This window comes from Hahella chejuensis KCTC 2396 (genome assembly GCF_000012985.1).
Classification (GTDB): Bacteria; Pseudomonadota; Gammaproteobacteria; order Pseudomonadales; family Oleiphilaceae; genus Hahella; species Hahella chejuensis.
Genome location: NC_007645.1, coordinates 2,941,141 through 2,961,634, shown reverse-complemented (window position 1 = coordinate 2,961,634; position 20,494 = coordinate 2,941,141). Strand labels below are relative to the sequence as shown.

At 54.6% G+C, this 20,494-nt stretch carries 32 protein-coding genes and 1 tRNA gene; 28 read left to right on the top strand and 5 right to left on the bottom strand.

The genetic code is table 11. The annotated features are described in order from the left end of the window. Positions 1-39: 39 nt before the first annotated feature. The 3 genes from HCH_RS34245 to HCH_RS12980 all read right to left on the bottom strand — a co-directional run bounded on the left by HCH_RS34245 (position 40) and on the right by HCH_RS12980 (position 777). Positions 40-189, bottom strand: coding sequence for a hypothetical protein (locus tag HCH_RS34245; protein WP_158304958.1), 150 nt, complete (start codon positions 187-189; stop codon positions 40-42). Positions 190-324: 135 nt separating this feature from the next. Beyond that, positions 325-687 carry a hypothetical protein gene (locus HCH_RS12985; RefSeq protein WP_011396723.1) on the bottom strand — a complete coding sequence of 121 codons (363 nt, stop codon included), beginning with the start codon at positions 685-687 and terminating at the stop codon, positions 325-327. 15 nt (positions 688-702) lie between these two features. Continuing rightward, a tRNA-Met gene (locus HCH_RS12980) sits at positions 703-777 on the bottom strand. Positions 778-1,842: 1,065 nt separating this feature from the next. Here HCH_RS12980 and HCH_RS12970 point away from each other — a divergent pair. From HCH_RS12970 to HCH_RS12955, 4 genes are all read left to right on the top strand, one after another. Continuing rightward, positions 1,843-2,526 carry a S24 family peptidase gene (locus HCH_RS12970; RefSeq protein WP_041598628.1) on the top strand — a complete coding sequence of 228 codons (684 nt, stop codon included), beginning with the start codon at positions 1,843-1,845 and terminating at the stop codon, positions 2,524-2,526. A gap of 144 nt (positions 2,527-2,670) precedes the next feature. Then, on the top strand, positions 2,671-3,084 hold the full coding sequence (locus HCH_RS12965; RefSeq protein ID WP_238384996.1) for a response regulator: 414 nt from the start codon (positions 2,671-2,673) through the stop codon (positions 3,082-3,084). A 165-nt stretch (positions 3,085-3,249) separates the two neighbouring features. Then, positions 3,250-3,792: a hypothetical protein gene (locus HCH_RS12960; RefSeq protein WP_011396719.1), complete on the top strand. Its 543-nt coding sequence runs from the start codon at positions 3,250-3,252 to the stop codon at positions 3,790-3,792. Then, complete coding sequence (locus HCH_RS12955; protein ID WP_041598627.1) at positions 3,789-4,058, top strand: hypothetical protein; 270 nt, start codon at positions 3,789-3,791, stop codon at positions 4,056-4,058. Before HCH_RS12960 ends, HCH_RS12955 begins: the two co-directional genes overlap by 4 nt. A 44-nt stretch (positions 4,059-4,102) precedes the next feature. Here HCH_RS12955 and HCH_RS12950 read toward each other — a convergent pair whose 3' ends face one another. Further along, positions 4,103-4,525: a helix-turn-helix domain-containing protein gene (locus tag HCH_RS12950; protein WP_011396717.1), complete on the bottom strand. Its 423-nt coding sequence runs from the start codon at positions 4,523-4,525 to the stop codon at positions 4,103-4,105. Positions 4,526-4,663: 138 nt separating this feature from the next. On the opposite strand from HCH_RS12950, the gene HCH_RS34240 reads away from it, so the two are divergent. The 19 genes from HCH_RS34240 to HCH_RS12870 all read left to right on the top strand — a co-directional run bounded on the left by HCH_RS34240 (position 4,664) and on the right by HCH_RS12870 (position 13,436). Next, entirely contained in the window at positions 4,664-4,825 is a 162-nt protein-coding gene (locus HCH_RS34240; RefSeq protein WP_011396716.1) for a hypothetical protein, read from the top strand. A gap of 39 nt (positions 4,826-4,864) precedes the next feature. Beyond that, on the top strand, positions 4,865-5,023 hold the full coding sequence (locus HCH_RS34235) for a hypothetical protein (RefSeq protein ID WP_011396715.1): 159 nt from the start codon (positions 4,865-4,867) through the stop codon (positions 5,021-5,023). A gap of 82 nt (positions 5,024-5,105) precedes the next feature. Next, positions 5,106-5,555: a helix-turn-helix transcriptional regulator gene (locus HCH_RS12945; protein ID WP_011396714.1), complete on the top strand. Its 450-nt coding sequence runs from the start codon at positions 5,106-5,108 to the stop codon at positions 5,553-5,555. A gap of 3 nt (positions 5,556-5,558) precedes the next feature. Next, a complete protein-coding gene (locus HCH_RS12940; protein WP_011396713.1) occupies positions 5,559-5,900 on the top strand; it encodes a phage antirepressor KilAC domain-containing protein in 342 nt (113 codons plus the stop codon). Between the two features lie 90 nt (positions 5,901-5,990). Further along, complete coding sequence (locus HCH_RS12935; protein ID WP_011396712.1) at positions 5,991-6,335, top strand: hypothetical protein; 345 nt, start codon at positions 5,991-5,993, stop codon at positions 6,333-6,335. A 10-nt stretch (positions 6,336-6,345) separates the two neighbouring features. Then, entirely contained in the window at positions 6,346-6,672 is a 327-nt protein-coding gene (locus tag HCH_RS12930; protein WP_011396711.1) for a hypothetical protein, read from the top strand. Continuing rightward, positions 6,669-6,839, top strand: coding sequence for a hypothetical protein (locus HCH_RS34230; protein WP_011396710.1), 171 nt, complete (start codon positions 6,669-6,671; stop codon positions 6,837-6,839). The genes HCH_RS12930 and HCH_RS34230 overlap by 4 nt, the downstream gene beginning before the upstream one ends. Then, on the top strand, positions 6,836-7,111 hold the full coding sequence (locus HCH_RS12925) for a hypothetical protein (protein WP_011396709.1): 276 nt from the start codon (positions 6,836-6,838) through the stop codon (positions 7,109-7,111). The genes HCH_RS34230 and HCH_RS12925 overlap by 4 nt, the downstream gene beginning before the upstream one ends. Before the next feature lie 55 nt (positions 7,112-7,166). Next, the gene (locus HCH_RS12920; protein WP_011396708.1) at positions 7,167-7,499 is read left to right on the top strand and encodes a hypothetical protein; all 333 of its coding nucleotides are present in this window, start codon (positions 7,167-7,169) and stop codon (positions 7,497-7,499) included. 3 nt (positions 7,500-7,502) lie between these two features. After that, positions 7,503-8,348: a YfdQ family protein gene (locus HCH_RS12915; RefSeq protein WP_011396707.1), complete on the top strand. Its 846-nt coding sequence runs from the start codon at positions 7,503-7,505 to the stop codon at positions 8,346-8,348. A 45-nt stretch (positions 8,349-8,393) separates the two neighbouring features. Continuing rightward, positions 8,394-8,591 carry a DUF7706 family protein gene (locus HCH_RS12910; RefSeq protein ID WP_011396706.1) on the top strand — a complete coding sequence of 66 codons (198 nt, stop codon included), beginning with the start codon at positions 8,394-8,396 and terminating at the stop codon, positions 8,589-8,591. Then, positions 8,588-9,232 carry a 3'-5' exonuclease gene (locus tag HCH_RS12905; RefSeq protein WP_083769764.1) on the top strand — a complete coding sequence of 215 codons (645 nt, stop codon included), beginning with the start codon at positions 8,588-8,590 and terminating at the stop codon, positions 9,230-9,232. Before HCH_RS12910 ends, HCH_RS12905 begins: the two co-directional genes overlap by 4 nt. A 13-nt stretch (positions 9,233-9,245) precedes the next feature. Continuing rightward, the gene (locus tag HCH_RS12900; protein ID WP_011396704.1) at positions 9,246-9,689 is read left to right on the top strand and encodes a hypothetical protein; all 444 of its coding nucleotides are present in this window, start codon (positions 9,246-9,248) and stop codon (positions 9,687-9,689) included. Positions 9,690-9,699: 10 nt separating this feature from the next. Then, positions 9,700-10,101: a hypothetical protein gene (locus tag HCH_RS12895; protein WP_011396703.1), complete on the top strand. Its 402-nt coding sequence runs from the start codon at positions 9,700-9,702 to the stop codon at positions 10,099-10,101. 245 nt (positions 10,102-10,346) lie between these two features. Further along, the gene (locus HCH_RS12890; RefSeq protein ID WP_011396701.1) at positions 10,347-12,014 is read left to right on the top strand and encodes a DNA cytosine methyltransferase; all 1,668 of its coding nucleotides are present in this window, start codon (positions 10,347-10,349) and stop codon (positions 12,012-12,014) included. Then, positions 12,011-12,616 (top strand): hypothetical protein, encoded by a 606-nt coding sequence (locus HCH_RS12885; RefSeq protein WP_011396700.1) that lies wholly within the window; start codon positions 12,011-12,013, stop codon positions 12,614-12,616. Before HCH_RS12890 ends, HCH_RS12885 begins: the two co-directional genes overlap by 4 nt. 3 nt (positions 12,617-12,619) lie before the next feature. Next, on the top strand, positions 12,620-12,862 hold the full coding sequence (locus tag HCH_RS12880; protein WP_011396699.1) for a hypothetical protein: 243 nt from the start codon (positions 12,620-12,622) through the stop codon (positions 12,860-12,862). Continuing rightward, entirely contained in the window at positions 12,859-13,140 is a 282-nt protein-coding gene (locus tag HCH_RS12875) for a hypothetical protein (RefSeq protein WP_041598626.1), read from the top strand. The genes HCH_RS12880 and HCH_RS12875 overlap by 4 nt, the downstream gene beginning before the upstream one ends. Then, positions 13,137-13,436, top strand: coding sequence for a pyocin activator PrtN family protein (locus HCH_RS12870; protein ID WP_083769763.1), 300 nt, complete (start codon positions 13,137-13,139; stop codon positions 13,434-13,436). The genes HCH_RS12875 and HCH_RS12870 overlap by 4 nt, the downstream gene beginning before the upstream one ends. Here the strand turns inward: HCH_RS12870 and HCH_RS12865 are convergent. Beyond that, the gene (locus HCH_RS12865; RefSeq protein ID WP_011396698.1) at positions 13,366-14,460 is read right to left on the bottom strand and encodes a site-specific integrase; all 1,095 of its coding nucleotides are present in this window, start codon (positions 14,458-14,460) and stop codon (positions 13,366-13,368) included. The two genes, HCH_RS12870 and HCH_RS12865, sit on opposite strands and share 71 nt — an antisense overlap. A 518-nt stretch (positions 14,461-14,978) precedes the next feature. On the opposite strand from HCH_RS12865, the gene moeZ reads away from it, so the two are divergent. From moeZ to HCH_RS12840, 5 genes are read left to right on the top strand one after another with little or no spacing between them, the layout of a single operon-like run. After that, a complete protein-coding gene (gene moeZ / locus HCH_RS12860) occupies positions 14,979-16,151 on the top strand; it encodes an adenylyltransferase/sulfurtransferase MoeZ (RefSeq protein ID WP_011396697.1) in 1,173 nt (390 codons plus the stop codon). Between the two features lie 18 nt (positions 16,152-16,169). Further along, on the top strand, positions 16,170-16,688 hold the full coding sequence (locus HCH_RS12855) for a Mov34/MPN/PAD-1 family protein (RefSeq protein ID WP_011396696.1): 519 nt from the start codon (positions 16,170-16,172) through the stop codon (positions 16,686-16,688). Further along, on the top strand, positions 16,624-16,914 hold the full coding sequence (locus HCH_RS12850) for a MoaD/ThiS family protein (protein ID WP_011396695.1): 291 nt from the start codon (positions 16,624-16,626) through the stop codon (positions 16,912-16,914). The genes HCH_RS12855 and HCH_RS12850 overlap by 65 nt, the downstream gene beginning before the upstream one ends. 5 nt (positions 16,915-16,919) lie before the next feature. Next, a complete protein-coding gene (locus tag HCH_RS12845; RefSeq protein WP_011396694.1) occupies positions 16,920-18,839 on the top strand; it encodes a CoA transferase in 1,920 nt (639 codons plus the stop codon). Continuing rightward, the gene (locus tag HCH_RS12840; RefSeq protein WP_041598625.1) at positions 18,836-20,485 is read left to right on the top strand and encodes a class I adenylate-forming enzyme family protein; all 1,650 of its coding nucleotides are present in this window, start codon (positions 18,836-18,838) and stop codon (positions 20,483-20,485) included. Before HCH_RS12845 ends, HCH_RS12840 begins: the two co-directional genes overlap by 4 nt. Positions 20,486-20,494: the final 9 nt, after the last annotated feature.

The window sequence follows — 20,494 nt, the reverse complement described above, 5'->3', positions numbered from 1 at the left end:
CGCTGACTGTCTTGCCGGACTCAGCGGGTTTTTTCGTTGTTACAGATACCCTCTGCGCTTCAGCGTCGCCGGATCAGCGCCGGCCGCAAGCATGACCTTCCGATCTTGATCCCCCAGCAGGCCATACGCTTTTTGCACCGCCCAACCTCGGATGGTGCGGAAGGATGAATAAAACGCACCTAAAATCATTGACGCCTCCGTCAACTGGGACTTTCTAAAGCGCTTGACTGACTCCAACTTGTAGACGAAGGGGTATAAACCATCGCCAGTCAAACGCTTTAAAAAGGCCCCGATGGGGCAAAGCAGGGATTCGTTCAGAGCCGACTATGAGCCTGCATCGGCAGTAATATCTCTTGAGATATGAGACAGGTGAAACCGTTTGGTAAGGCTTTCAACCCAGGGCCCCGATTCCACCAACCCCAAACGAGCCTTTAGCTGAAGGTTTTCATCTTGGAGCTTGGCAATACTGGTATTTAACTGTTCAATTACATCCAGCATGTCTGTATGCAGCTTCATATCGAGTTGGCTTTGTTCTTCCAATTCCTCGACCTCGTCCTGAAGCAAATTACAGATCAACACCAACTCTTTAATCCGCATATCCTTACGGTCTTCTGAGACAGCCTCAGTCTCACCCTGGGAAGCCGACAGTCTTAAGGCGGCGGCGTTATCAGTAATGTAATCGCTCATACCCTTTTCCTTATTTGGACGCAGGGGCCGGATTCGAACCGGCGGCCTCCGGGTTATGAGCCCGGCGATCTACCACTAATCTACCCTGCTTTAACTCAACTAAAGTGCTCCCGCGCGCACTTTCGGCAATAAAACTCACCGCAAAAAAAGCAACGAAACATAAACCGCATGGGCGCTTTGTTACCACAGTGACAAGCTATGGTTGGCTGCTTGCCTTTAGCCTGCACCCACTGCCCGTGAACAAACTCTCGTTTCTGCTCCAGCGTCTCTGTAACTTCTGACATAGCCTCCCCCTTAAAACCATTGAAAAGAGCGCCACCACGTTTTTAAGCGCCGCGAGTCCGGGCGTTCTCTAAACTGCGCGCTATGTGAAGTCTATTTTTCATGCCCGCGCTCTTTTCGATGGTTGCCGGGCTTTCACCGGCGGCCACTCCTTCCGGGGCGTCTGGCTGCGCATTCACCACACATGAGAGCGTTCCGCCAAGGCCCTTTCTCACCCAGTCACACAGCATCCCTACCCTGGCGGAGCGCTCTCATGTGTGAAGAAAAAACCGGCATCCTGCCGGAATCACACAAATCGAGCCCGGTTACCTTCGTCCGGGAGCCCTTGCGGGCGGGTTAGCCATCCAGTTGCGCCGGGTAGCGTTGGCGGCCCTGAATGGGGCGACCGCCTCGGCTGGGGGTATTTTTATGTACAAACGTACATATACCAGAGGTAGTTAAAACGCCGTCGGCTAACCACTACAGTTGTTCCCAATGGGAACTGAGACGTTTAAAATGCACTCTGGGGGTAGTTTCTCGGTATGAAAAAAGTCGGGGCGCAGGCTGCGCAACGAGATGTATTTTTCTGGCGTCAACTTCAGACTGAGCAAGTGCACGCGCCGTGCCTTGTGGGGACCAAGCGTTTTGAAGCCCATACTTGCCTGATACAAGTACTCTCCGCTCGTCGGAGTTAGGGCGCATAGATCGCTCACAACCTGTCGATCTGTCGAAGCAAGCCAGTCTTTCAAAGATAGCGCATCACTCATACCGATTAACCATCGTCAGCTTTTGAAACATTCAACGACTGTCAGAGTAGTGGAAAGTATTTCCGCTATCAAGCTGTTGTTAGGAATTTTTTGTCCAAACGACCGCTAAAGTGGCCAAGGCATGACAATGGGAACACTGAACATAAGCGAGATACGGCGGATCAATTTGAGGAAGATCGCCGAAAAACATGTGAGCGGGCATGACCGGAAAGGTTATCAAGCACTAACCAAGAAGATAGGGTGCCATCATTCCTACTTGTCTCAAATACTTAAAGAAAATCCTACAAAAGATATTGGACCAGGGTTTGCCCGGAAGGCTGAAAAAGCGTTAGGACTTGAACCACACTCTTTGGATACACCGCCATGGCTATCCAATCTTAAGGACAACATACCCGACCGCGAACAAAGCATCCAGGAAGGCATCATCAAGGTTGCGGAGACCTTTCTGATTACCACCACCCTCCCCGTAATGGAGGTTGTCAACGGCAATCTAAAGGAGACAGGACAAACCAGGCATATATTAGGCAACGCAAGCGATAGAGCATTTATCACTCATGCTATAGATAGGTCTATGGAACCCATCATTAACCAGCATCAGCTCATTGCTGTTGACCCTGCTTTACCACTAGAAGACGGCGTGATCTGCTTATATTGGGACGGAGGCGGCGCTGTTATGGGTAAGTATTTAGGCCGGAATGGCGGAGAAATACATCCTGCCAACGAAGACCGTTACCGCCCCATCTATTTAAACCAAGTCACCGGGGGAAAGTACTTAGGCAGGATATTCAAGCGGCTTGAGCAGGATTTTTAATCGAACTGTTACCAAAAAATAACAGGAAATCAGTAGTGAAACTGATGTCGATCACCTCGGAGATGGTCAAAAATCATACCATCCAGTCAGTAATCACGGAGATCCCGTGGCATGGCCTCTGATAGGTGTAGAGGGGACAATATAGTGAGATCTAAACGGGTTTTAGTAGTCGAAGACAACCCGGACGACATCGCGCTTATCAGGCGCGTATTGGACAGGAAGGACATCCACTGTCAGCTTGAGTTTGTCGACAACGGCGCCAAAGCGCTTTACCAGGTGCAACAGGCAAAATACGACCTGATCATATTGGACATAGGGCTCCCCATCGCCAACGGCTTTGAGGTTATGTCCGCCGTGCGCAAGCCTGGCGCAAATCAGCACACGCCTATTGTGATACTGACAGACAACGTGTCCGACGATCGCGCCAAGCAGTGCATGGCTGCAGGAGCCTCCAGCGTTGTTGATAAATCCAGTAACAACGTCACTGACTTTTACGGTCGAATCTACGCAATTTTTTCGTACTGGCTGACCGTAAATCATTGCCAACTTGCCAGATAAACCCATTCCATGGGCAGCTTTAGCCGCCCTCCTCACTTCAATAGACCCTTTGGATTAGACATTAATCACGGTATTTGGCCGCCCCAATAACGGCTAGAATTGGCTGACCTAGTTAGGGAATTAATCCCTAGTCACCTCCCTTAATATGGACTTTAAAGAATACCGATGTTTAAAAGCCGCTCACACGTTTCGACCGAATCCAAATATACGAAAATCCGCGCAGAAGTTATTGAAGCCGCCAACAAATTGGTCCCCGTACAATTTCAACCGGCCGTCACATATTCACTTATCACGCGGAAGGCACTTTTTGAGCAACGTTCTTGGCACGGCACTTATGGGCGCCGCGTTGACTGGGACTGGGAAAAGGATGATTACGGTTACAATCACTTCCTATATCAAGAGCCTAAGCGCTTTGAAATGGCTTTGTGGTGGCGCGAAATGAAGCTCTGCGCTCTCGCACTCGGTCAGCCTACATGGTCCGGCAGCAGATTAAGAGTAGACTTCATGGAAGCGGCGCCAGGGGATAACCCGCTTAAAGGGGAAATATTTAGATTCATTGAGCTTGCCGCTATACTGTACGCAAGACGGATTGACGCCCACGAAGTAAGGCTCATGAAGCCCGTTAACAGCGATGTAGTCAGTTACTATAACTCCCAGGGTTATCAGTATGACCGACGCGGGAACTTTTGTTACAAGGTGTTGAGATGACCCAGCGCAAGAAACCAGATCCTGATTCTGTCGATTTTGAAGAGGTGGTGCGCAAAATGCGCCAGGAAGTTGAAGAGATTTTCAGCGGCCCGGCTATGGAGAATGAACCTGAAATCCAGTTTGGTTCTGTAGACCTCCTTTACAAATCGGATTCAGAGCTTTTCCCTGACGACATAACCGAATACCGCCCAGAAGAAAAGAAGTTAAGGCTGGTAAAAACTAGCGCGCCAAGCAAGCAGGCTGACGACGATCAAGCCCAAGAATAGACACCATCACCGCCAATGAATAACGGGCGTTATCGCCCGTTTTCTTATTCTCCGCCCGCCGTACCTAGTCGAAAATCATCCACCAACCCCGCCAGCCGCTTAACGAAACCCGCGTCCATCATCATCAGCATGCGGACCAGGTATTGAAAATCGCCGTCACTATTCCAGCGCGCAAACAGGTCATCCTGCAGTAACTGCTGCCCCTTGTGCCGGCTCGGCCCCTGGACTCCCGCAAGAAACCAGATCGGCCACTGCTGGTAAAACACACACAACCGGGTCAGCTCCCCTAAGTCCGGCAGTTCAGACCGCTCGGTCAGCACCCACTTTGCATATTTAGACCGCTGCACACCGATAGCGTCAGCGACCTGCTGTTGCGTGTATCCATAGTAATCCTGCGCCTGGCGCAGTCTCAGTTTAAACCCTTCCCTGTCGAACTGAACGTCATCATGAAACAGTTCAGGGATCATTTTTTAACCCAATGTTATAGATCAGTACATTCCTATGGTACGACCACCGAGATTGTTAGGCCACGGAACATCCTCGGGTTTTGCAAAAATTTGAAATACCGTATAACAACGTTACGGAATTAATAGGAGTATTTACTTATGCCAAAGGACCGAAAGGAACTGATTAACGAAATCACAACCATCCTTCACAAACTGACCGATATCGGCCTGTCTGAAATCCACATTCTTTGCGAACGCCAGCTTGAAATCGAGCAGCTGGTAAACGCATTTCATCGCGACCAGGACGACGCTCAGGACTAATACCAGCTAGAAAAAAATAACAATCCTGTGGGGGCTCAGATGGAGTTGATTGAAATCGACTTTGTTCAGCAAGTCGTTGCCGTAAAAAGCGGCGACGACGTTTTGTTCATACCTATTACCGATCCCATAGCCGCAAATCTTCTTCCCGATCACGCCGTCATTTCATCTTTCATTATAGAAAATGACAATCAAAAATGACTTATAAATAGCCAAATTTAAATACCTTCCAATACTCTCACAGTCGTAACATTCCAATACAGTCACAGTATTGGAATGTCGCATGGATATTAACGACGCAATCAAAAACAGCAAAGTCGTTTTCGATGGCCACGGGAAATACACCCACAAGCAAGCCATCGTCATTCTGCTTTTGATCGCCCGGTATTCGACCGAGCGCATTGCTGCCGCCCTTGGCGTTGGTGTCCCCGCCGTTAAGCAACATCTGCAGGCCAGTATGCACAATGTCCGTGCAACAGACCGCACCGACCTGGTTGCCCAGCTATTCATTAACGGCTATCTGCGCCCTCGCGCAGAGACTTCCGAGCCCTCTATTCGTGGCGTAAAGCGCTGGATAACCCTTTCTATTGTCATTTTCTTGCTGTTCAGCCCAGCCGCAATGCGGACGCAACAACGCGCCGCACCCAGGCCCACACGCACTGCGCAGGTCCGAATACAGCGCTCCGGCGGCAGGCCTAAAGACTACCTATACACCAACGAATTAGTGGGGTGAGAAATGGTTAACAAAAGCTTGATCAACGGCAACACATACACCATGCAGGAAGCCGCCGGCATCCTTGACGTCAACGCGCATAAGCTGTTCGCGCACCTGCGAGACCAGCACATTCTGATCGACGGCAACATGCCTCACCCCACCTACATCCACCAAGGATATTTCAAAACCAAGCGTACGTATTGGACCCATTCTCACCTGGGAGAGCAGGAGTACGTCCGCCCGCTGGTAACCGAAAAAGGTTTGAGGTGGCTCGATGGAATCGTCAAGCAAGCGCCCGCGGGAGTGGGCCTTCGAAATTGCAGCACTCCGGACTACCGCGGAGCGTTCAGCGCTGCTGGCTGAAGCCCCGCCAGAGTGGCGGGAACTGATCAAAAAACATGTGGAGCTGGCGTTCATCAAGCGCCGGCTCAGCAAAGAACGGAGAAAAGGAACATGGGAATCTGGGTAGAAGTTGGCAACACATATACAGGCGAATGCCCTGGATGCAAAGAGACCGTCCAGATCGTTAATCGCAACCCCAACGACGACATCTGTTTTTGCCCGTACTGCGCAACCAGCTTGATGGACACCTGCCTGCTTTCCAGTATCGATGAAGGCATAGATCGCCTGGAGGGGATTATTAAACGCTGGCGCAGCCGCAACTGCGGCATTCGCCAGGTTCCAGACTGGAATTCAGAGACAGATCCTCTTTGCGTCAGCATCGAAATGCGCCGCGCAGCGCTCGAACTAGCCGAAGCCATTCTGCGTTCCGACTACAGCAAAAAATCCAACATTTAACGAGGTCACCATGCCCAGAGTCAGAACATCATTTCAAGTTGAAGGCGACCAGTTCACCGTTTGCCTGCTCTCGGGATGGCGGGATATTTACGACGCCATTGCCCACAACAATCATTCGGAGCTGCGCCGCGCCAAAGCCAGCCATCTGGACACCTTTCCAGACAACTGGCGCGAATTCGCTGCGGAGAGCATGCATTACTGCTTGGAAAAAGTGGATCTTGCCGAAGCTCGCCGGCGCCGCGACCGCATCGACAGCACTCTGGTTGCGCTCCATAAGACGCATCATGAGCGCCGCCTGCGCCTTGAAAAGATTGCCGGGGAGTTGGCCGCATCATGAGCAGACAACGCCCAAGCCATCCGCCAACAGCTTCCGGCTGCCGGCTTCAACTGCCACCGGACATGCGTCTGGTGGATCTCATAAAACTGGCCAATGCCGCCGGCAAGCGCGTGCGCTGGACGCCTGACGGACTCGGCCTTAAACCAGTACTGGAGCCCCACTCATGACCGCAGCAGCAGCCGTGTTAAGCATTGGCTTTTTTATCGTGTGCGCGCTGATCCTCGCCGCACTGGTTCTCCACCTTTACTGGCAGGACACCCCATGTCAGCGCCGCGTCGAGCACGACATCGTCGACGGCATTTATTACATCACTGACGTGTATCGCATCCCAATGCCAGGCGGCCTGGATATTACCGTGCGGTGGATCAGACATCAGATTCATCTAAACCGCTACAGCGACCACTTTCGCAAACTCGACGCCGCTGAGACGGAGAGTTAACCCAAGCGAGCACTTCGGCGTCCCTGCAGTACGCCTTTTTTAATCAGGAGCAATCATGCCTACCAACGTTCAAGAGTTTATTTCCGAGCTATACGGCGGCGTATTCGAAGAGAAAGTCGCCGCCGCTTTATCCGAGGTCGCTCTCGGCGTCGTCAACACCGGCAAAAAAGGCCGCGTCAGCATTGAGCTTAACATCGCCCAGGTCGCCAACAGCTACCAGGTCGAAATCAGCCACACGCTGACGTTCAAGCGGCCAACAGAACGCGGTGAAGTCGCCCAAAAGGACACCACCGAATCCATTATGCACGTCGGCAAGCGGGGCGATTTATCTGTCTTCCCCGAGAACCAGGCTGACATGTTCAACCCTAAAGACAAAGAGGCCAAATAACCCATGGATAGATCCGCTATCGAACTGATCCAACAGACCGCGATCGCCGCCGCTCAGGACATGAGCGCCACCAGCATTCCCACGGTTGTTCTTCCAGACAACCTGAGAATCCATTCGCTGGAACAGTATATGGACCATCCAGCCCGCTTTCGTGGGCGGTTTTCCACGCAAAGCATCGATGCCTTTGGCGAGTATTGCCAAAGCTTTGACGGAGCCCAAATTTTCGTTGATGGGAACGCCATGGACGCGGTCGCCATTTTTGATCTGGGCAATCCTGACATTCCAGGACACGCCGAACACACCGCAGTAGTGCAACTCAAAAAAACGGCTGAGTTTCAGGCGGTCGAAAAGATCGACGGAGCAAAGTTATCTCAACGAACTATGGCGGAGTGGCTGGAAGACTGGCGCCACAACATCGTTGTGTATGAGGAATCCCCCTTCGGCGAAGATGCTGAAAAACCCCTCCCCATTCATCAAGCAATCTCGCGCATCCGCAGCGTAACGATTAAACACGTTAGCGAACAAACGCAAGAGGAGAAGGAGTTCGCAAGCCAAAAAACAGCTCTGGAGCGCATCGAGGCGCAAAGCTCCGGCGGAAAGCTGTTCTGGGGTATCGCCTTCATCTGCGAGCCCTATTCAGAAATGGGCGAGCGCCCTATCTTCGCCCGGCTAACCGCCTGTCCAGGTCGCACCGAGGTCGAAATGATCCTCCGCATATCACGGCCCGAGGCGATCCAGACTGAAATCGCAACCGAATTCGCGGACATGATCACGCGCATTTTCGAGCCTATGAACACTGAAGTCATGAACTTCCCTGTCCACATGGGGACATTCACCACCCGGAAATAGCAACAGCCGCGCCCACGGAATGGGCCGCCAAGGGAGGCGCGAGCCATGACAAACAAGGTGCAATTGAATGTAGAGCTGGACCAGGAAACAGCAGAAGCGTTGGCCGACTACTGCCGCCGCTTTTGCTTCGCTGACCTGCGATCGCTCGCTGACGACGACGATCAAGCCTATCGCATGCGTAACGGCCTGTTGGAAATCCAACGCTGTCTGGCCACCGCCGAACACAACCCAGGTGACCTATGAGACTTTTACAACACATCGACCAGAAACTATGCCGAATAACGGCATATCGCAACAGCACCCAGGCAACCCGCCGGGAGCGCTGCCGGGAAATCGCTGGGAATTGGCTGGCAATGGACCCGCTATTTCTGGATACCGAAACCACGAATCTCGACGATACTGCCGAAGTGGTCGAAATCGCCGTGACTAACCGCCACGGGACCAAGCTGTTAAACACATTGGTTAAACCACAAGGCCCCATGTCGGCAGCGGCGCAGAATGTACACCAGATATCAGAGCTTGAGCTGAAAGGCGCGCCGAGCTGGCCGATCACCTACCCTCGCGTGTACAAGCTGCTCTACAAGCGCCCAGTCATCATTTTTAACGCCGATTTCGACGTGCGGATACTGCGTCAGACCTGTAATGCATGGGCGCTTCCACCTATTCCATTCACTCCACTCTGCGCGATGCGGCTTTACGCAGAGTTCCATGGTCAATGGAGTGAGAAAGGACAGTTTAAATACCAAAGCCAGGCGCGGGCGCTGGAGCAAATAGGACATCCGGCTGCGGCAACCAGCCTGCACCGGGCCGCCTACGACGCACAAATGACAAGCGAGATCATCTACACCATGGCGACCGGCATCAAGCCGTTACGCGCAGCATAAGGACGATATAGGCATGCCGAAGTCACGCAAAAACAAACGCGCAAAGCATAACAATCATTGGAAGCGTGCCCGCATGGTCTCCGACAACATCATCATGGAGACGCGGGAAAGCTGGTATGACATCGCCGGCGGCGGGCTGGAGCTTAAAGCCCGACACAAAAGCCACGGCATGCCCTTACGGTCTGTTGACATCGAGGCCATTAAAAAACTGATGCTCAATTGGCGCGTGCGCGTGCTGATCTACTGCAAAGCCCCAGACGGAACGCGCTACACCGAGGAGCGGGAACTGATAACCGCCGAGCGCTGCAAGCTTCCGGAGCTGGACGACTTTTTTAAGTCGCAAAAGAAGGATGCCCTGCAATCCGTCAATCACATGCACGTATTCGACACGGGTTTCATCGCCGAAACCCTCACCGACGCTGAACGTGACCGCCTCAGAAACCCAGAGGCGGCGTAGGAGCCAAACTATGCAAACATTACTAGAAAGCATACCCACCAACGGCGCCACAACGGCGGATCTGTACAGCAAGTGCGACTGGTTCGAAAGCCAGGAGCATTTGCTGAAGGAACTGAAAGCACTACAAGCTGCGGGAGCCGTCATCAAAGAAGGCAAGACTTGGAAGTCGGTATACCCTTTTGGCGAAGACTCAATCTCGGTTAAAAAACCGGAAGACTCCCGGACTACTGGCAAACCGTTGAACAAGGCGGCCGCCGATAAGGCGCTGAAAGCCCTTAAAACCAGGCTGTCACAACAGGTCATCGACAAGGAACTGAAACTTGACGTCCTGGACCAACTAAGCCGCCTACTGGACCCAGGCATTAGCCAAGTGCTGGACGCGATCGCTGATGACCTGCAGGGGGCTGCCTGATGAATATCAACCCTAAGCGCGGACCAGTTGATATCACATGCCCTTACTGCCTTTTGAGCATGAGACACAACCTTCTCATGTCTCCATATACTGAGCGGAAGCTTACCTATTGCGACGAAGAAGAAGGCGGATGCGGCAAGGCGTTTGTCATTGAATTTCGTTCAGAGGTTTCTATAAAAGCCACCTACCAACTGGTACTGCAGGAAACATCCTCAAACGCACCACACAGCGAAAGAGAGGATTAGATGTCCGTTATTCATTTTCAGTACAGACATAAGCCGCAGCTTGGCTTTCTGGATTGCCAGGGGGAACTTGTTGTGGATAACTTTGCGGGCGGCGGCGGGGCCTCCACTGGTATAGAGCAAGCTATTGGTAGATCTGTTGATATCGCGATTAACCACGACCCCGAAGCAATTGAACTCCACAAGCTCAATCACCCGCAGACAGAACACTACTGCGAATCAGTCTGGAATATTGATCCCCGCGAAGTTTGCAAAGGTCGCCCTGTAGGCTTGGCGTGGTTTTCGCCGGATTGCAAACACTTCAGCCGCGCAAAAGGCGGGAAGCCCGTAGAAAAGAACATACGGGGCTTAGCCTGGGTTGTTCTCAAGTGGGTTGGGACCGTCCGCCCCCGAGTTGTCTGCCTTGAAAACGTTGAGGAATTCACTACCTGGGGACCTATAGTCAACGGCCAGCCATGCCCAAAAAGAAAGGGTAAAACCTTTCAATCGTTTGTCCGGGCACTGGAGCGCAACGGCTATAAGGTTGAATGGCGTCAGTTACGAGCACATGAGTACGGAGCGCCAACAATACGAAAGCGGCTGTTTATGGTTGCCCGATGTGACGGACAGCCGATCATATGGCCAGCGCCCACCCATGGCGACCCACGCAAGCCAGACTTTAAAAAGACCAAGCTCCAGGCATGGAAGACGGCCGCCGAGATTATCGACTGGTCCATTCCCTGCCCTTCAATATTCGATAGGCCAAAGCCTTTGGCCGAAGCGACTATGCGCCGGATTGCAAAAGGGATTGAGCGATTTGTAATTAACAACCCGGAACCGTTCATTATTCCGATAGCGCACTATAACGGCAGTACACCAGTTCATGACATTATCACGCCCCTCCGCACTGTCACAGCCAACCCGAAAGGCGGAGCATTTGCCATTGTTGCACCGAGCATCATCAAAGTTAACCACGGTTACAACTATCTACGCGGACAGCAGGTCAGTGGACCTCTCCAAACAGTAACCAGTACGAATGGGTATGCTCTTGCAGTGCCCGTATTAACTCGCCAATTCGGGAACAGCGGCGCCAATAATGTAACCACCCCAGCAGGGACTACCACAGCAGGCGGTGGCGGGAAAACGCAACTTGTCGCTGCATTCCTCGCCAAACACTACAGCGGAGTAACTGGCGCCAGCTTGAACGTGCGGACAGTGACGACAGTTGACCATCATTCTTTAGTAACCAGCCACCTGATCAAGCTCCGCGGCACTTGCGCCCACGGACAGGCGACTGACGCGCCTGCTGCAACTATAACCGCCGCCGGCTGTCACCTGGGCGAAGTCCGAGCGTTTTTGATGAAGTACTACTCAGAGGGCGGGCAATGGTCTGTTTTGGATGAGCCATTACATACAGTCCCGACAAAGGACCGCATAGGGCTGGTTATGGTCCACGGCGAGGCTTACCAGATCGTAGATATCGGAATGCGCATGCTCCAACCACATGAGTTGTACGCTGCGCAGGGCTTCCCCGCCGACTACATTTATGACCGCCTGCCTGACGGCTCGAAGCTGTCTAAGGTCGCGCAGGTTCGCATGTGCGGAAACTCCGTTTGTCCGCCTGTTGCTGCGGCGATTGTCAGCGCCAACTACCAAGAACAATTTAACCTACAAAATGCGGTGACAATATGAACCATGACACTATTAATTCTATGCAAATTCAGGAACTACGCCGCGAACTGATCAGATCAACGAGGGAAAACGACAGGATCAAAAAAGAACTGTCCCGCACGCAAAGTGCGCTGTCGGCATTTAACCAGGGACAACAGCAACTCAACCTGACAATTCAACAGGTAGGCGAGCTGGCCGAATATTCTGGCTACAACATCAATTACTCAGACATTGGCGAAGATGAGCGCGAGCATTTTGTATGTATTGCTGACGGCCCCAGAGGCGGCGTCCTCGACGATGACGGAAAGGCCACGCACTACGCGCACATTATGTGGTTTGAGGAAATACCAGAAGAGGGATGCATTGGCCTGGGCGAACAGTTGCAAGAGCCGCCGCCAGTCCGGCTTTATAATCCCATCCACTTAAAGCGCAAGCTTTTCCAGTTTGACAGTTATCTGGCTTGGGCGGACACAGCCAAAAATTTGTATGCCAACTGCGGCGTCCACTATCACAACATCATTGCATTAGACGCCAATGGCATAGTTTGCCGCGCCGGCAATCAGTTTATGGCGGCGACAGTTAAAAAATCTTATCCGATAACTGTCTATGAGCTGGAGGGCTGATTGATGAAATTCTCAATGAACGGCTTTCGCCGGCAGCTCAGCGGCGACGTTGAGCGCCTTCGGAAATTGTCCCTCTCAGTTATCGTGGCCCCCGATGAATATGCAATAGAGGAATTTGTAGAAGCCCTAAATGAGGTTATCCAGAAAAGTAATGTCCTTAACTGCGTATACACGGAAGGCGATCCGGATTTTACGGACATGTCAGATTTAGAAGTCGAATATATAGAGCCTGGAGAGTACGCATGACCACTATTTATTACAGAGTGCCAAGCGAGTGCGAGGAAAGCACATACGAGTTAAGCACAGACCTCTCTCCCGCAAGCCTGAAGTACGGAAGGGTTTTAGGATCAATCGCAAAAGAGTGCGCAGAAGACTATTTCAACGATCACGATGGATGGGAATCAACATGGCCTCTCACCTTCACGTTACACCTTGCCGAAGATGGACCAATCATCGGTAAGTTTAATGTCGACATGGAGCAAGTGCCCGCGTTCTTTGCAACATCAATGGCGGAACAACAATGAACACGATGTTTCTACTACTCGCCGAATTCGAAACCAGCCAAATTCCACTGGTCGACGTCGCGGCAAAGTACTTCAACTTAACTACCCGTCGCGATGTCCAGCAACGCGCCAAGCTGCAAAAGTTCCCGTTCCCGGTCTATCGCGCCTCTAACTCCAACGCCGCAGAGTGGATCGTACACGCAAAGGACCTGGCGGAGTGGATCGACAAGGAACGGGAAACGGCCGTCACCCATTGGAAAAGTCTAAATGGTGCGGCGCTGCGGGGAGTAATGGCACGTCAGCGGGACGCAAGTTAGTGTACCGCTGCAACTCCCTCCAGCTCTCATGCAAAGTGAACTGCTGCACCTGGACGATATCATAGCCACGTTCGAACAATCGGCTTGTGGCCTCATGCCTCAAATCGTGAAAACGCAAATCGTTAATTCCTAGCTCTCGACATGCCAAACAAAAGCGCCGGCTGACAGCGTTAGCCTTGTAGGGGAAGATTCTATCATCATCCGGATTGCGTTCCTGACGAGACACAATGTCCCACGCCTCCCGGGTATACTTGAATTTGCGATGATTACCATGCTTCTTAGTAGGATGCTTCACGTCTCGCGCCAACCCCGTTAGGGTTTCCGAATCATTGTCCGCCCACCGAATTTCCAATATCTCACTTAATCGACGCGCCGAGTGGATAGCAAACCAAATAATATCGTACATTGGTATAACCATTTTCGGTTTCATCGCACGGTTACGAAAATAGTCGGTAAGCATCCGCAGCTCATCATCCGTCGGCCTGCGGTCGCGCCTTGCACTCATAGCTATGAGCTTGTTTTTCCAGCAGACAGCGCCGGCATCGTCAAACACCCTCATATCGACCGGAAAATCCTCAAAATGCCCTCTGGCAAGCTTCACTGCATTTTTCAGATAAGCGAGATCTGACCGAACAGTTGACGGCCCAGCATGCCGACGCCGCGCCCTCACAAATTCAACCAGGTGTGACGAGTTCAGAGACAGTATTGGGACTCGTAGTTCTTCCATTTGCATCATGGCGCGCAGCCGATAGGATTTGGACCGCCCGAACCTTGCTATGTCTTTGTACTCATCGTAATACCAGCTCAACACATCAGACAAAGTAGTGCCGGAATGACGCATTCTTTCAAGCGCACCAGGTTGCGCCAACTCCAATTCACGACGCTTACCCCATTCGTCAGCCAGGCGCTTTGACGGCCATGTCTTCCCTTCCCTGTAAATGATCTTCCCATCACGCTTGATTCGAATCTCACGATACCAGCGCACCTCCCCCGACTTGGTGACACGCTTACGCGACGACGCCATGCTATACTACCCCTTATAACCAAACGCTATACGTTAAAAAATGCTCAAAATGACGCACTTTTGACGCACCCGTGACGCACCGATACTAGCAAAATGCTGTAAAATGGACAAAAATAATGTAATCGGATGTAGGCTTAAAAAAAGCGCCAGAAGCCAGAAATAGCGCGCAACTAGCTGATTTGCCGCGTAAGCTTTTGGTTATAAAAGGACTTATTATCAGGTATATTTTTTAAACACACGCCCTATGGGTGCGACAAACTGCCGCATTGCCCCCGCCTGCCCCTCCGCATATAAAAATAAGCGGTGTTGGACCTTACAAAAAACATTAGAAATTAACGGCATGGATCGCGCTTTAGCTGTTGTTCGTCACGCATCAATGTCGGCGACTGCTTTGAGAGTTTTGTCTTCTCTCCGCCTTCCCTCTGTCGATTACGGTCCTCGTAATCTGAACCGGCTGTATCCGGTCATATAGAACTAATAACTAGAAATCGCATCAATCGATAGAAGGACATATGTCGATGAAGCTCCCCCCCCTCGTAGAACCTGCTGCGGAGTTATCCGCGGCGGAAATCGCCCGCTATAGCCGTCATCTGCTGCTGCCGGATGTCGGGCTGGAAGGGCAAAAACGCTTGAAGAACGCCAAAGTGCTGGCGGTTGGAGCCGGTGGTCTGGGCTCGCCTGTTTTACTGTATTTAGCCGCCGCCGGGGTCGGAACCCTGGGCGTTGTGGAGTTTGATGTGGTTGACGCATCCAACCTGCAACGTCAGATCATCCACGGCGTGTCCGATGTGGGTCGCCCCAAGGGCGAAAGCGCCAGAGACGCCATCCGCGAGATCAACCCTCATGTTGAGGTGCGCCTGCATAGCGAACGGCTGGATGCGGACAACGCTCTGTCGCTCTTCGCTCAATACGATCTGATCGTGGATGGAACCGACAATTTCGCCACCCGCTACCTGGTCAACGACGCCTGCGTACTCGCAGGAAAACCCTACGTGTGGGGCTCGATTTATCGCTTTGAAGGCCAGGCCTCCGTGTTTTGGGAAAACGCTCCCGGCGACGCCGGCCTGAACTACCGCGACCTCTACCCGGAGCCGCCTCCGCCCCATCTGGCGCCGTCCTGCTCGGAAGGCGGCGTGCTGGGCATTCTGTGCGCGTCCATTGGCTCCATCATGGCCACGGAAGCCGTCAAGCTGATTACCGGGCTGGGCGAGTCGCTGCTGGGTCGATTGGCGGTGTACGACGCACTGGAAATGAACTACCGCTTCATCACGCTGCGTCGCGACCCGCAACGCACGCCGATTACCGAACTGGCGGACTATGAGTTTTTCTGTGGCCTGACCGCAACGACGCAGGACAGCGCTCCTTCAGTTCCCAGTATTGACGCGCACGAGCTCAAGCAATGGCGTGACAACGCCAAAGACTTCCAATTGATCGACGTACGGGAAACGACAGAGTGGGACATCGTGCGCATTGCAGGCGCCCGGCATATCCCGCAAAGCCGCCTCCTTGACGAAGAGATTCTGGTCACGCTGAACAGGGACGCGCCCATCGTTTTGCACTGCAAGTCCGGCGCGCGCTCGCAGCGGGCGTTGCAGTCCCTGCGCGAACGCGGTTTTGACAATGTCCACAATCTCGACGGCGGCATCCTCGCCTGGATTCGGGATGTCGACTCATCTTTGCCCAGCTACTGATCCCGGAGGAAGCCAGACATGTTAACGATTCTTTCCGAACTCGTAGACGCCATGGTCCGCCAGGCGCAAGCAGAACATCCCATTGAAACCTGCGGCGTCATCGCCGGGCGCGAGGGCTCGGACCGCCCGCTGCGACTGATCCCCATGCGTAACGCCGCAGCCTCCTCTGATATGTTCATGTTCGATGCGCGAGAGCAGCTGCAGATATGGCGGGAAATGGACGCCAACGGTGAAGAGCCGGTGGTTATTTATCACTCTCACACCGCTTCCCGCGCCTACCCCAGCAAAGACGACATTCTTTGCGCGGCGGAACCGCACGCCCATTACGTCATTATTCCCACTGACCCGGAACACGGCAGCGACATCCGCAGCTTCCGCATCGTCAACGGCGCCGTGGTGGAAGAAACCATCAAAGCCGTCGAGCACTATTCCGGAGAAAAACCTTTACCACTTTCTGAAGACAGGAGTTCCCATGTCAATCACCATTCATATTCCAACCGTTCTGCGACCGCTGACCGGAGATCAGAAGCGTATTGAAGGCGGCGGCGAGAATGTGCGGGAAGTGATCGAAAACATGGAATCTCACTATCCCGGCATTCAAGAACGTCTGATGGCGGACGGCAAGGTGCATCGTTTTCTCAATATCTACGTGAACGATGACGACATTCGCTTCGCCGACAACCTGGATACGCCAGTGCGGACGGGCGATTCCATCACCATTCTGCCGGCGGTGGCCGGCGGCTGCGGCGACAGGCTTGGGTGACGACGATGGCGTTTTTACTGGAAGGCTGCTATCTCAGCGGTTCATTGCGCAACCCAACGCCGGCTCACGCTCCCTTGTACGCCTCCCTGCTGTATCAAGCCAACGCCCTCGGGATGGGCTGGGAAAATGTGGACACGGAATCCGGCGCCGCCTTTGCGTTGCACTCTTCAGACGCAACCGCAGACGCAACTGCCATCGACTGTGTGCTGGAAGGCTGGTCTGACGCGGTTGATCGTCCGATAACGGAAAACCTGGCTCAAGCGGCCTCTGGATTGATGTCGGTGCATGGTCGCGCCAGCGGCGGCGCGCAGCCTTTGGGCGTGGATTACGTTTCCACCCTCACTGCCATGCTGTCACTGCAAGGCGTTATGGCCGCGGCGATCGGCCGTCAGCGCGGCGCGTCCATGCGCTCGACCGCCACCAGCATGACCGCCGCAGCTTTGCTTAGCGTCGCCCAGTATCTGGCGGGGGCCACCGCGCCGGACATGCCTGAGCGCCTGCTTCCTGGGGGGGCCAATGTGAGAGAACGCCCGCCGTTCGTCTCTGCGGACGGCGTGGCGTTCGAGCTGGAAACGCTGGATGCGGGCCCCTGGCGTGCGTTCTGGAGCCATGTGGGCGTCGACGCCGCCAGCGCCGGTAAAGGCTGGAACGGCTTCCTCCTGCGCTACGCCAAAGCCATCGCGCCGGTCCCCGCCGCGCTCTGCGACGCGCTCGCCACCCTGCCATTCGAAGCGATCGCGCAGATCGCCAGTCAGACCGGCGTTGCCATTTGCAAGGTGCGCACGCTGCAGGAACGCGCCCAGGACCCGGATGCTTCGACGATGTGGCGCAACGGCCCCTGGCGTTTTCAATGCGACGGAGACGCCGCTCAGGCCACGCCAATCAAACCCTGCGCACCCAATACTTCCCTGCCACTGGCCGGGCTGACCGTCGTCGAGTCCTGTCGTCGCATCCAAGGCCCGTTAGCGGGGCGTCTGTTGTCATTGCTGGGCGCCGAGGTCATCCGCATTGAGCCGCCCGGAGGCGACCCATTAAGAGGCATGCCGCCGATGGCGGAGGACGTATCCGCCCGATTTGACGCCCTGAATCGAGACAAGAAGATCCTGGAAATTGACATCAAGTCCGCCGCCGGCAAAGCGGAGGTGATGGCGCTGATCAAACACGCGGAGGTCTTTCTGCATAACTGGGCGCCCGGCAAAGCGGCGGAAATGGGGCTGGATTACGACGATATGAAACAGGTGAATCCAGACCTCGTTTACGCCTATGCCGGCGGCTGGGGAGAGACGGCGGAACACGACCTCCCCGGCACCGACTTCATGGCCCAGGCGTATTCCGGCGTCGCCGCCAAAATCGCCGCCGCTTCAGGGCTGCCGGGAGGCGCGCTATTTACCGTGCTGGATGTACTGGGCGGCGCCGTGGCGGCCCAGGGCGTCACAGCGGCGCTGTTGGCTCGCGCCCTCGGCCGCGCCCGCTCGATTCGTGTGGATTCCTCCCTGTTGGGCGCGGCCAGCCTGCTCTGCGCAGAAGACTTAGGCGCCCTGCTGAATCCGTCAGGCGACAAAGGCGTGTCTATGGCGACAGAAGAATCCCACTCTGCGCCAACCTCCTTAAACGGCGTTTACGCTACCGCCCAGGGATTGCTCGCCATCGACTGTCTCGACGAGCGCGCAGCGTCCCGGTTGGCGCGCGCCGTCGCTGAAGCCGAGCCTGCGGCAAACGAGTCCGGCGGCCTGAACCGGGAACGCTTGCAGCGCATTCTCAACCGCCGCAAAGCGCAGGAGTGGGCCGCTCTATTCGAAACAACCGGCGCGCCCGCCGCAGCCATCGTCGAAGACCTGACCGAGATCAGCCACGACCCCAGACTGGCTTCCGCCCTCAACAAGGACGCCTATATTCGGGTGAATTCACCATGGAGATTTCAATGAACCATTCCGGCATTATCGACCTGGTTCCTGCAGAGTTGCGTCAACAATGGGCCGAGCAAGGCCTGTATCCCAACCGCACCGTGTTCCAGATGTTTCAAATGTATGCGGAGCAGTCGCCAGAGAAAGCCGCTGTGCTCTCATCCGACTCCGCCATCACGTACGGCGATCTTCTGGATAAAGCCCTGCGACTGGCGACCCGTTTGCGTGAAATGGGCATCGTCGCCGGCGACGTGATCGCCTATCAGCTGCCCAATAGTTGGCGCTGTTGCGCAGTGGATCTGGCCGCTGCGGCGATAGGAGCGGTCGTCGCCCCCTTTCCACCGGGGCGGGGCCGTCTGGATATCCAGTCCCTGCTGAAGCGTTGCGACGCCCGCGCCATCATCGCGACGCCGGAATATGGCGGCGTGGACATGTGCGAGCTGATCGAATCTCTGCGTCCCACCACCCTGTCCTTGCGACTGCTGATAGCGGACGGCGACGAAGCGCCGGACAACTGGCTCCGGCTGCAGCAGCTGTTTCAGGCTGAGCCCATGCCGGTTGAGCAACTGCCATATGTTTGCCCGGACTCTCCCGTGCGTCTGCTGGTTTCCTCCGGCACCGAATCCGAGCCCAAGCTGGTGGCGTATTCCCATAACGCGTTGTTAGGCGGTCGCGGCCGTTTTTTGCAGCGTCTGCATCCCGACGGCGCCAGCTTCCGCGGCATGTATCTGGTGCCGCTGGGCTCGTCTTTCGGCTCCACCGCCACCTTTGGCGTATTGTCCTGGCTGGGCGGCTCCCTCGCGGTGCTGCCTCGTTTCGATGCGGAAGAGGCTATTCGCGCCATTGCGACCCTGCGCCCCACCCACATTCTCGGTGTGCCTACCATGATTCAGCGCATGGCCGCCGAGCCCCTGTTGGCGGACATCGACAAGTCCAGTCTGGTGGCCATCGTCAGCGGCGGCTCTGTGATTGATCCCGCCAGCATTCAACGCTGTGTGGACGCCTTCGGTTGCGGTTTTATCAGTCTGTATGGCTCCGCGGACGGCGTGAACTGCCATAACACGCTGGATGAAGCCCTGGATGTGGTGTTCCACAGCGTCGGCCGTCCCAACCCTGACGTTTGCGCAATTCGCATCGTCGACGACGCCGGCAAGGAAGTCGGTCCTGGCGAGGTGGGTGAAATTCTCGCCCGCGGCCCGATCAGCCCGATGCAATATGTTAACGCCCCAGAGCTGGACGCCCGATATCGCGATGCTGAAGGCTGGGTGTACACCGGCGACCTGGGCTTGCTGGACCCCGAGGGTTACTTACGCCTCTCCGGGCGCAAGAAAGACGTCATCGTGCGCGGCGGCGCCAATATCAGCACCGTGCAGATCGAGAATCTGGTCACCTGTTTTCCAGACGTGATCAGCGCCGCCTGTGTGCCGGTCCCTGATCCGGACCTGGGACAGCGCGTGTGCCTGTGCCTCAGTATGCGCAGCGGAGCCGATCGTCCTTCCCTTACCGAAATCACCAGCTTCCTGCGGGATCAGGGACTGGAAGTGAACAAGTTGCCGGAGTACCTGCGTTTCATACGCCACTTTCCGCTCACCCCGGCGGGCAAGGTCGACAAGAAGCGGCTCACCGCTGAAGTCGCTTTTCTGGAACGCAGCGCTTGCGCAGTTTAGCCACAGGAA

Excerpts from the sequence above, each read along its gene's own strand:
- HCH_RS34245 (WP_158304958.1), bottom strand. The coding sequence starts at position 189 with ATGATTTTAGGTGCGTTTTATTCATCCTTCCGCACCATCCGAGGTTGG.
- HCH_RS12985 (WP_011396723.1), bottom strand. The coding sequence starts at position 687 with ATGAGCGATTACATTACTGATAACGCCGCCGCCTTAAGACTGTCGGCT.
- HCH_RS12970 (WP_041598628.1), top strand. The coding sequence starts at position 1,843 with ATGGGAACACTGAACATAAGCGAGATACGGCGGATCAATTTGAGGAAG.
- HCH_RS12960 (WP_011396719.1), top strand. The coding sequence starts at position 3,250 with ATGTTTAAAAGCCGCTCACACGTTTCGACCGAATCCAAATATACGAAA.
- HCH_RS12955 (WP_041598627.1), top strand. The coding sequence starts at position 3,789 with ATGACCCAGCGCAAGAAACCAGATCCTGATTCTGTCGATTTTGAAGAG.
- HCH_RS12950 (WP_011396717.1), bottom strand. The coding sequence starts at position 4,525 with ATGATCCCTGAACTGTTTCATGATGACGTTCAGTTCGACAGGGAAGGG.
- HCH_RS34240 (WP_011396716.1), top strand. The coding sequence starts at position 4,664 with ATGCCAAAGGACCGAAAGGAACTGATTAACGAAATCACAACCATCCTT.
- HCH_RS34235 (WP_011396715.1), top strand. The coding sequence starts at position 4,865 with ATGGAGTTGATTGAAATCGACTTTGTTCAGCAAGTCGTTGCCGTAAAA.
- HCH_RS12945 (WP_011396714.1), top strand. The coding sequence starts at position 5,106 with ATGGATATTAACGACGCAATCAAAAACAGCAAAGTCGTTTTCGATGGC.
- HCH_RS12940 (WP_011396713.1), top strand. The coding sequence starts at position 5,559 with ATGGTTAACAAAAGCTTGATCAACGGCAACACATACACCATGCAGGAA.
- HCH_RS12935 (WP_011396712.1), top strand. The coding sequence starts at position 5,991 with ATGGGAATCTGGGTAGAAGTTGGCAACACATATACAGGCGAATGCCCT.
- HCH_RS12930 (WP_011396711.1), top strand. The coding sequence starts at position 6,346 with ATGCCCAGAGTCAGAACATCATTTCAAGTTGAAGGCGACCAGTTCACC.
- HCH_RS34230 (WP_011396710.1), top strand. The coding sequence starts at position 6,669 with ATGAGCAGACAACGCCCAAGCCATCCGCCAACAGCTTCCGGCTGCCGG.
- HCH_RS12925 (WP_011396709.1), top strand. The coding sequence starts at position 6,836 with ATGACCGCAGCAGCAGCCGTGTTAAGCATTGGCTTTTTTATCGTGTGC.
- HCH_RS12920 (WP_011396708.1), top strand. The coding sequence starts at position 7,167 with ATGCCTACCAACGTTCAAGAGTTTATTTCCGAGCTATACGGCGGCGTA.
- HCH_RS12915 (WP_011396707.1), top strand. The coding sequence starts at position 7,503 with ATGGATAGATCCGCTATCGAACTGATCCAACAGACCGCGATCGCCGCC.
- HCH_RS12910 (WP_011396706.1), top strand. The coding sequence starts at position 8,394 with ATGACAAACAAGGTGCAATTGAATGTAGAGCTGGACCAGGAAACAGCA.
- HCH_RS12905 (WP_083769764.1), top strand. The coding sequence starts at position 8,588 with ATGAGACTTTTACAACACATCGACCAGAAACTATGCCGAATAACGGCA.
- HCH_RS12900 (WP_011396704.1), top strand. The coding sequence starts at position 9,246 with ATGCCGAAGTCACGCAAAAACAAACGCGCAAAGCATAACAATCATTGG.
- HCH_RS12895 (WP_011396703.1), top strand. The coding sequence starts at position 9,700 with ATGCAAACATTACTAGAAAGCATACCCACCAACGGCGCCACAACGGCG.
- HCH_RS12890 (WP_011396701.1), top strand. The coding sequence starts at position 10,347 with ATGTCCGTTATTCATTTTCAGTACAGACATAAGCCGCAGCTTGGCTTT.
- HCH_RS12885 (WP_011396700.1), top strand. The coding sequence starts at position 12,011 with ATGAACCATGACACTATTAATTCTATGCAAATTCAGGAACTACGCCGC.
- HCH_RS12880 (WP_011396699.1), top strand. The coding sequence starts at position 12,620 with ATGAAATTCTCAATGAACGGCTTTCGCCGGCAGCTCAGCGGCGACGTT.
- HCH_RS12875 (WP_041598626.1), top strand. The coding sequence starts at position 12,859 with ATGACCACTATTTATTACAGAGTGCCAAGCGAGTGCGAGGAAAGCACA.
- HCH_RS12870 (WP_083769763.1), top strand. The coding sequence starts at position 13,137 with ATGAACACGATGTTTCTACTACTCGCCGAATTCGAAACCAGCCAAATT.
- HCH_RS12865 (WP_011396698.1), bottom strand. The coding sequence starts at position 14,460 with ATGGCGTCGTCGCGTAAGCGTGTCACCAAGTCGGGGGAGGTGCGCTGG.
- moeZ (WP_011396697.1), top strand. The coding sequence starts at position 14,979 with ATGAAGCTCCCCCCCCTCGTAGAACCTGCTGCGGAGTTATCCGCGGCG.
- HCH_RS12855 (WP_011396696.1), top strand. The coding sequence starts at position 16,170 with ATGTTAACGATTCTTTCCGAACTCGTAGACGCCATGGTCCGCCAGGCG.
- HCH_RS12850 (WP_011396695.1), top strand. The coding sequence starts at position 16,624 with ATGTCAATCACCATTCATATTCCAACCGTTCTGCGACCGCTGACCGGA.
- HCH_RS12845 (WP_011396694.1), top strand. The coding sequence starts at position 16,920 with ATGGCGTTTTTACTGGAAGGCTGCTATCTCAGCGGTTCATTGCGCAAC.
- HCH_RS12840 (WP_041598625.1), top strand. The coding sequence starts at position 18,836 with ATGAACCATTCCGGCATTATCGACCTGGTTCCTGCAGAGTTGCGTCAA.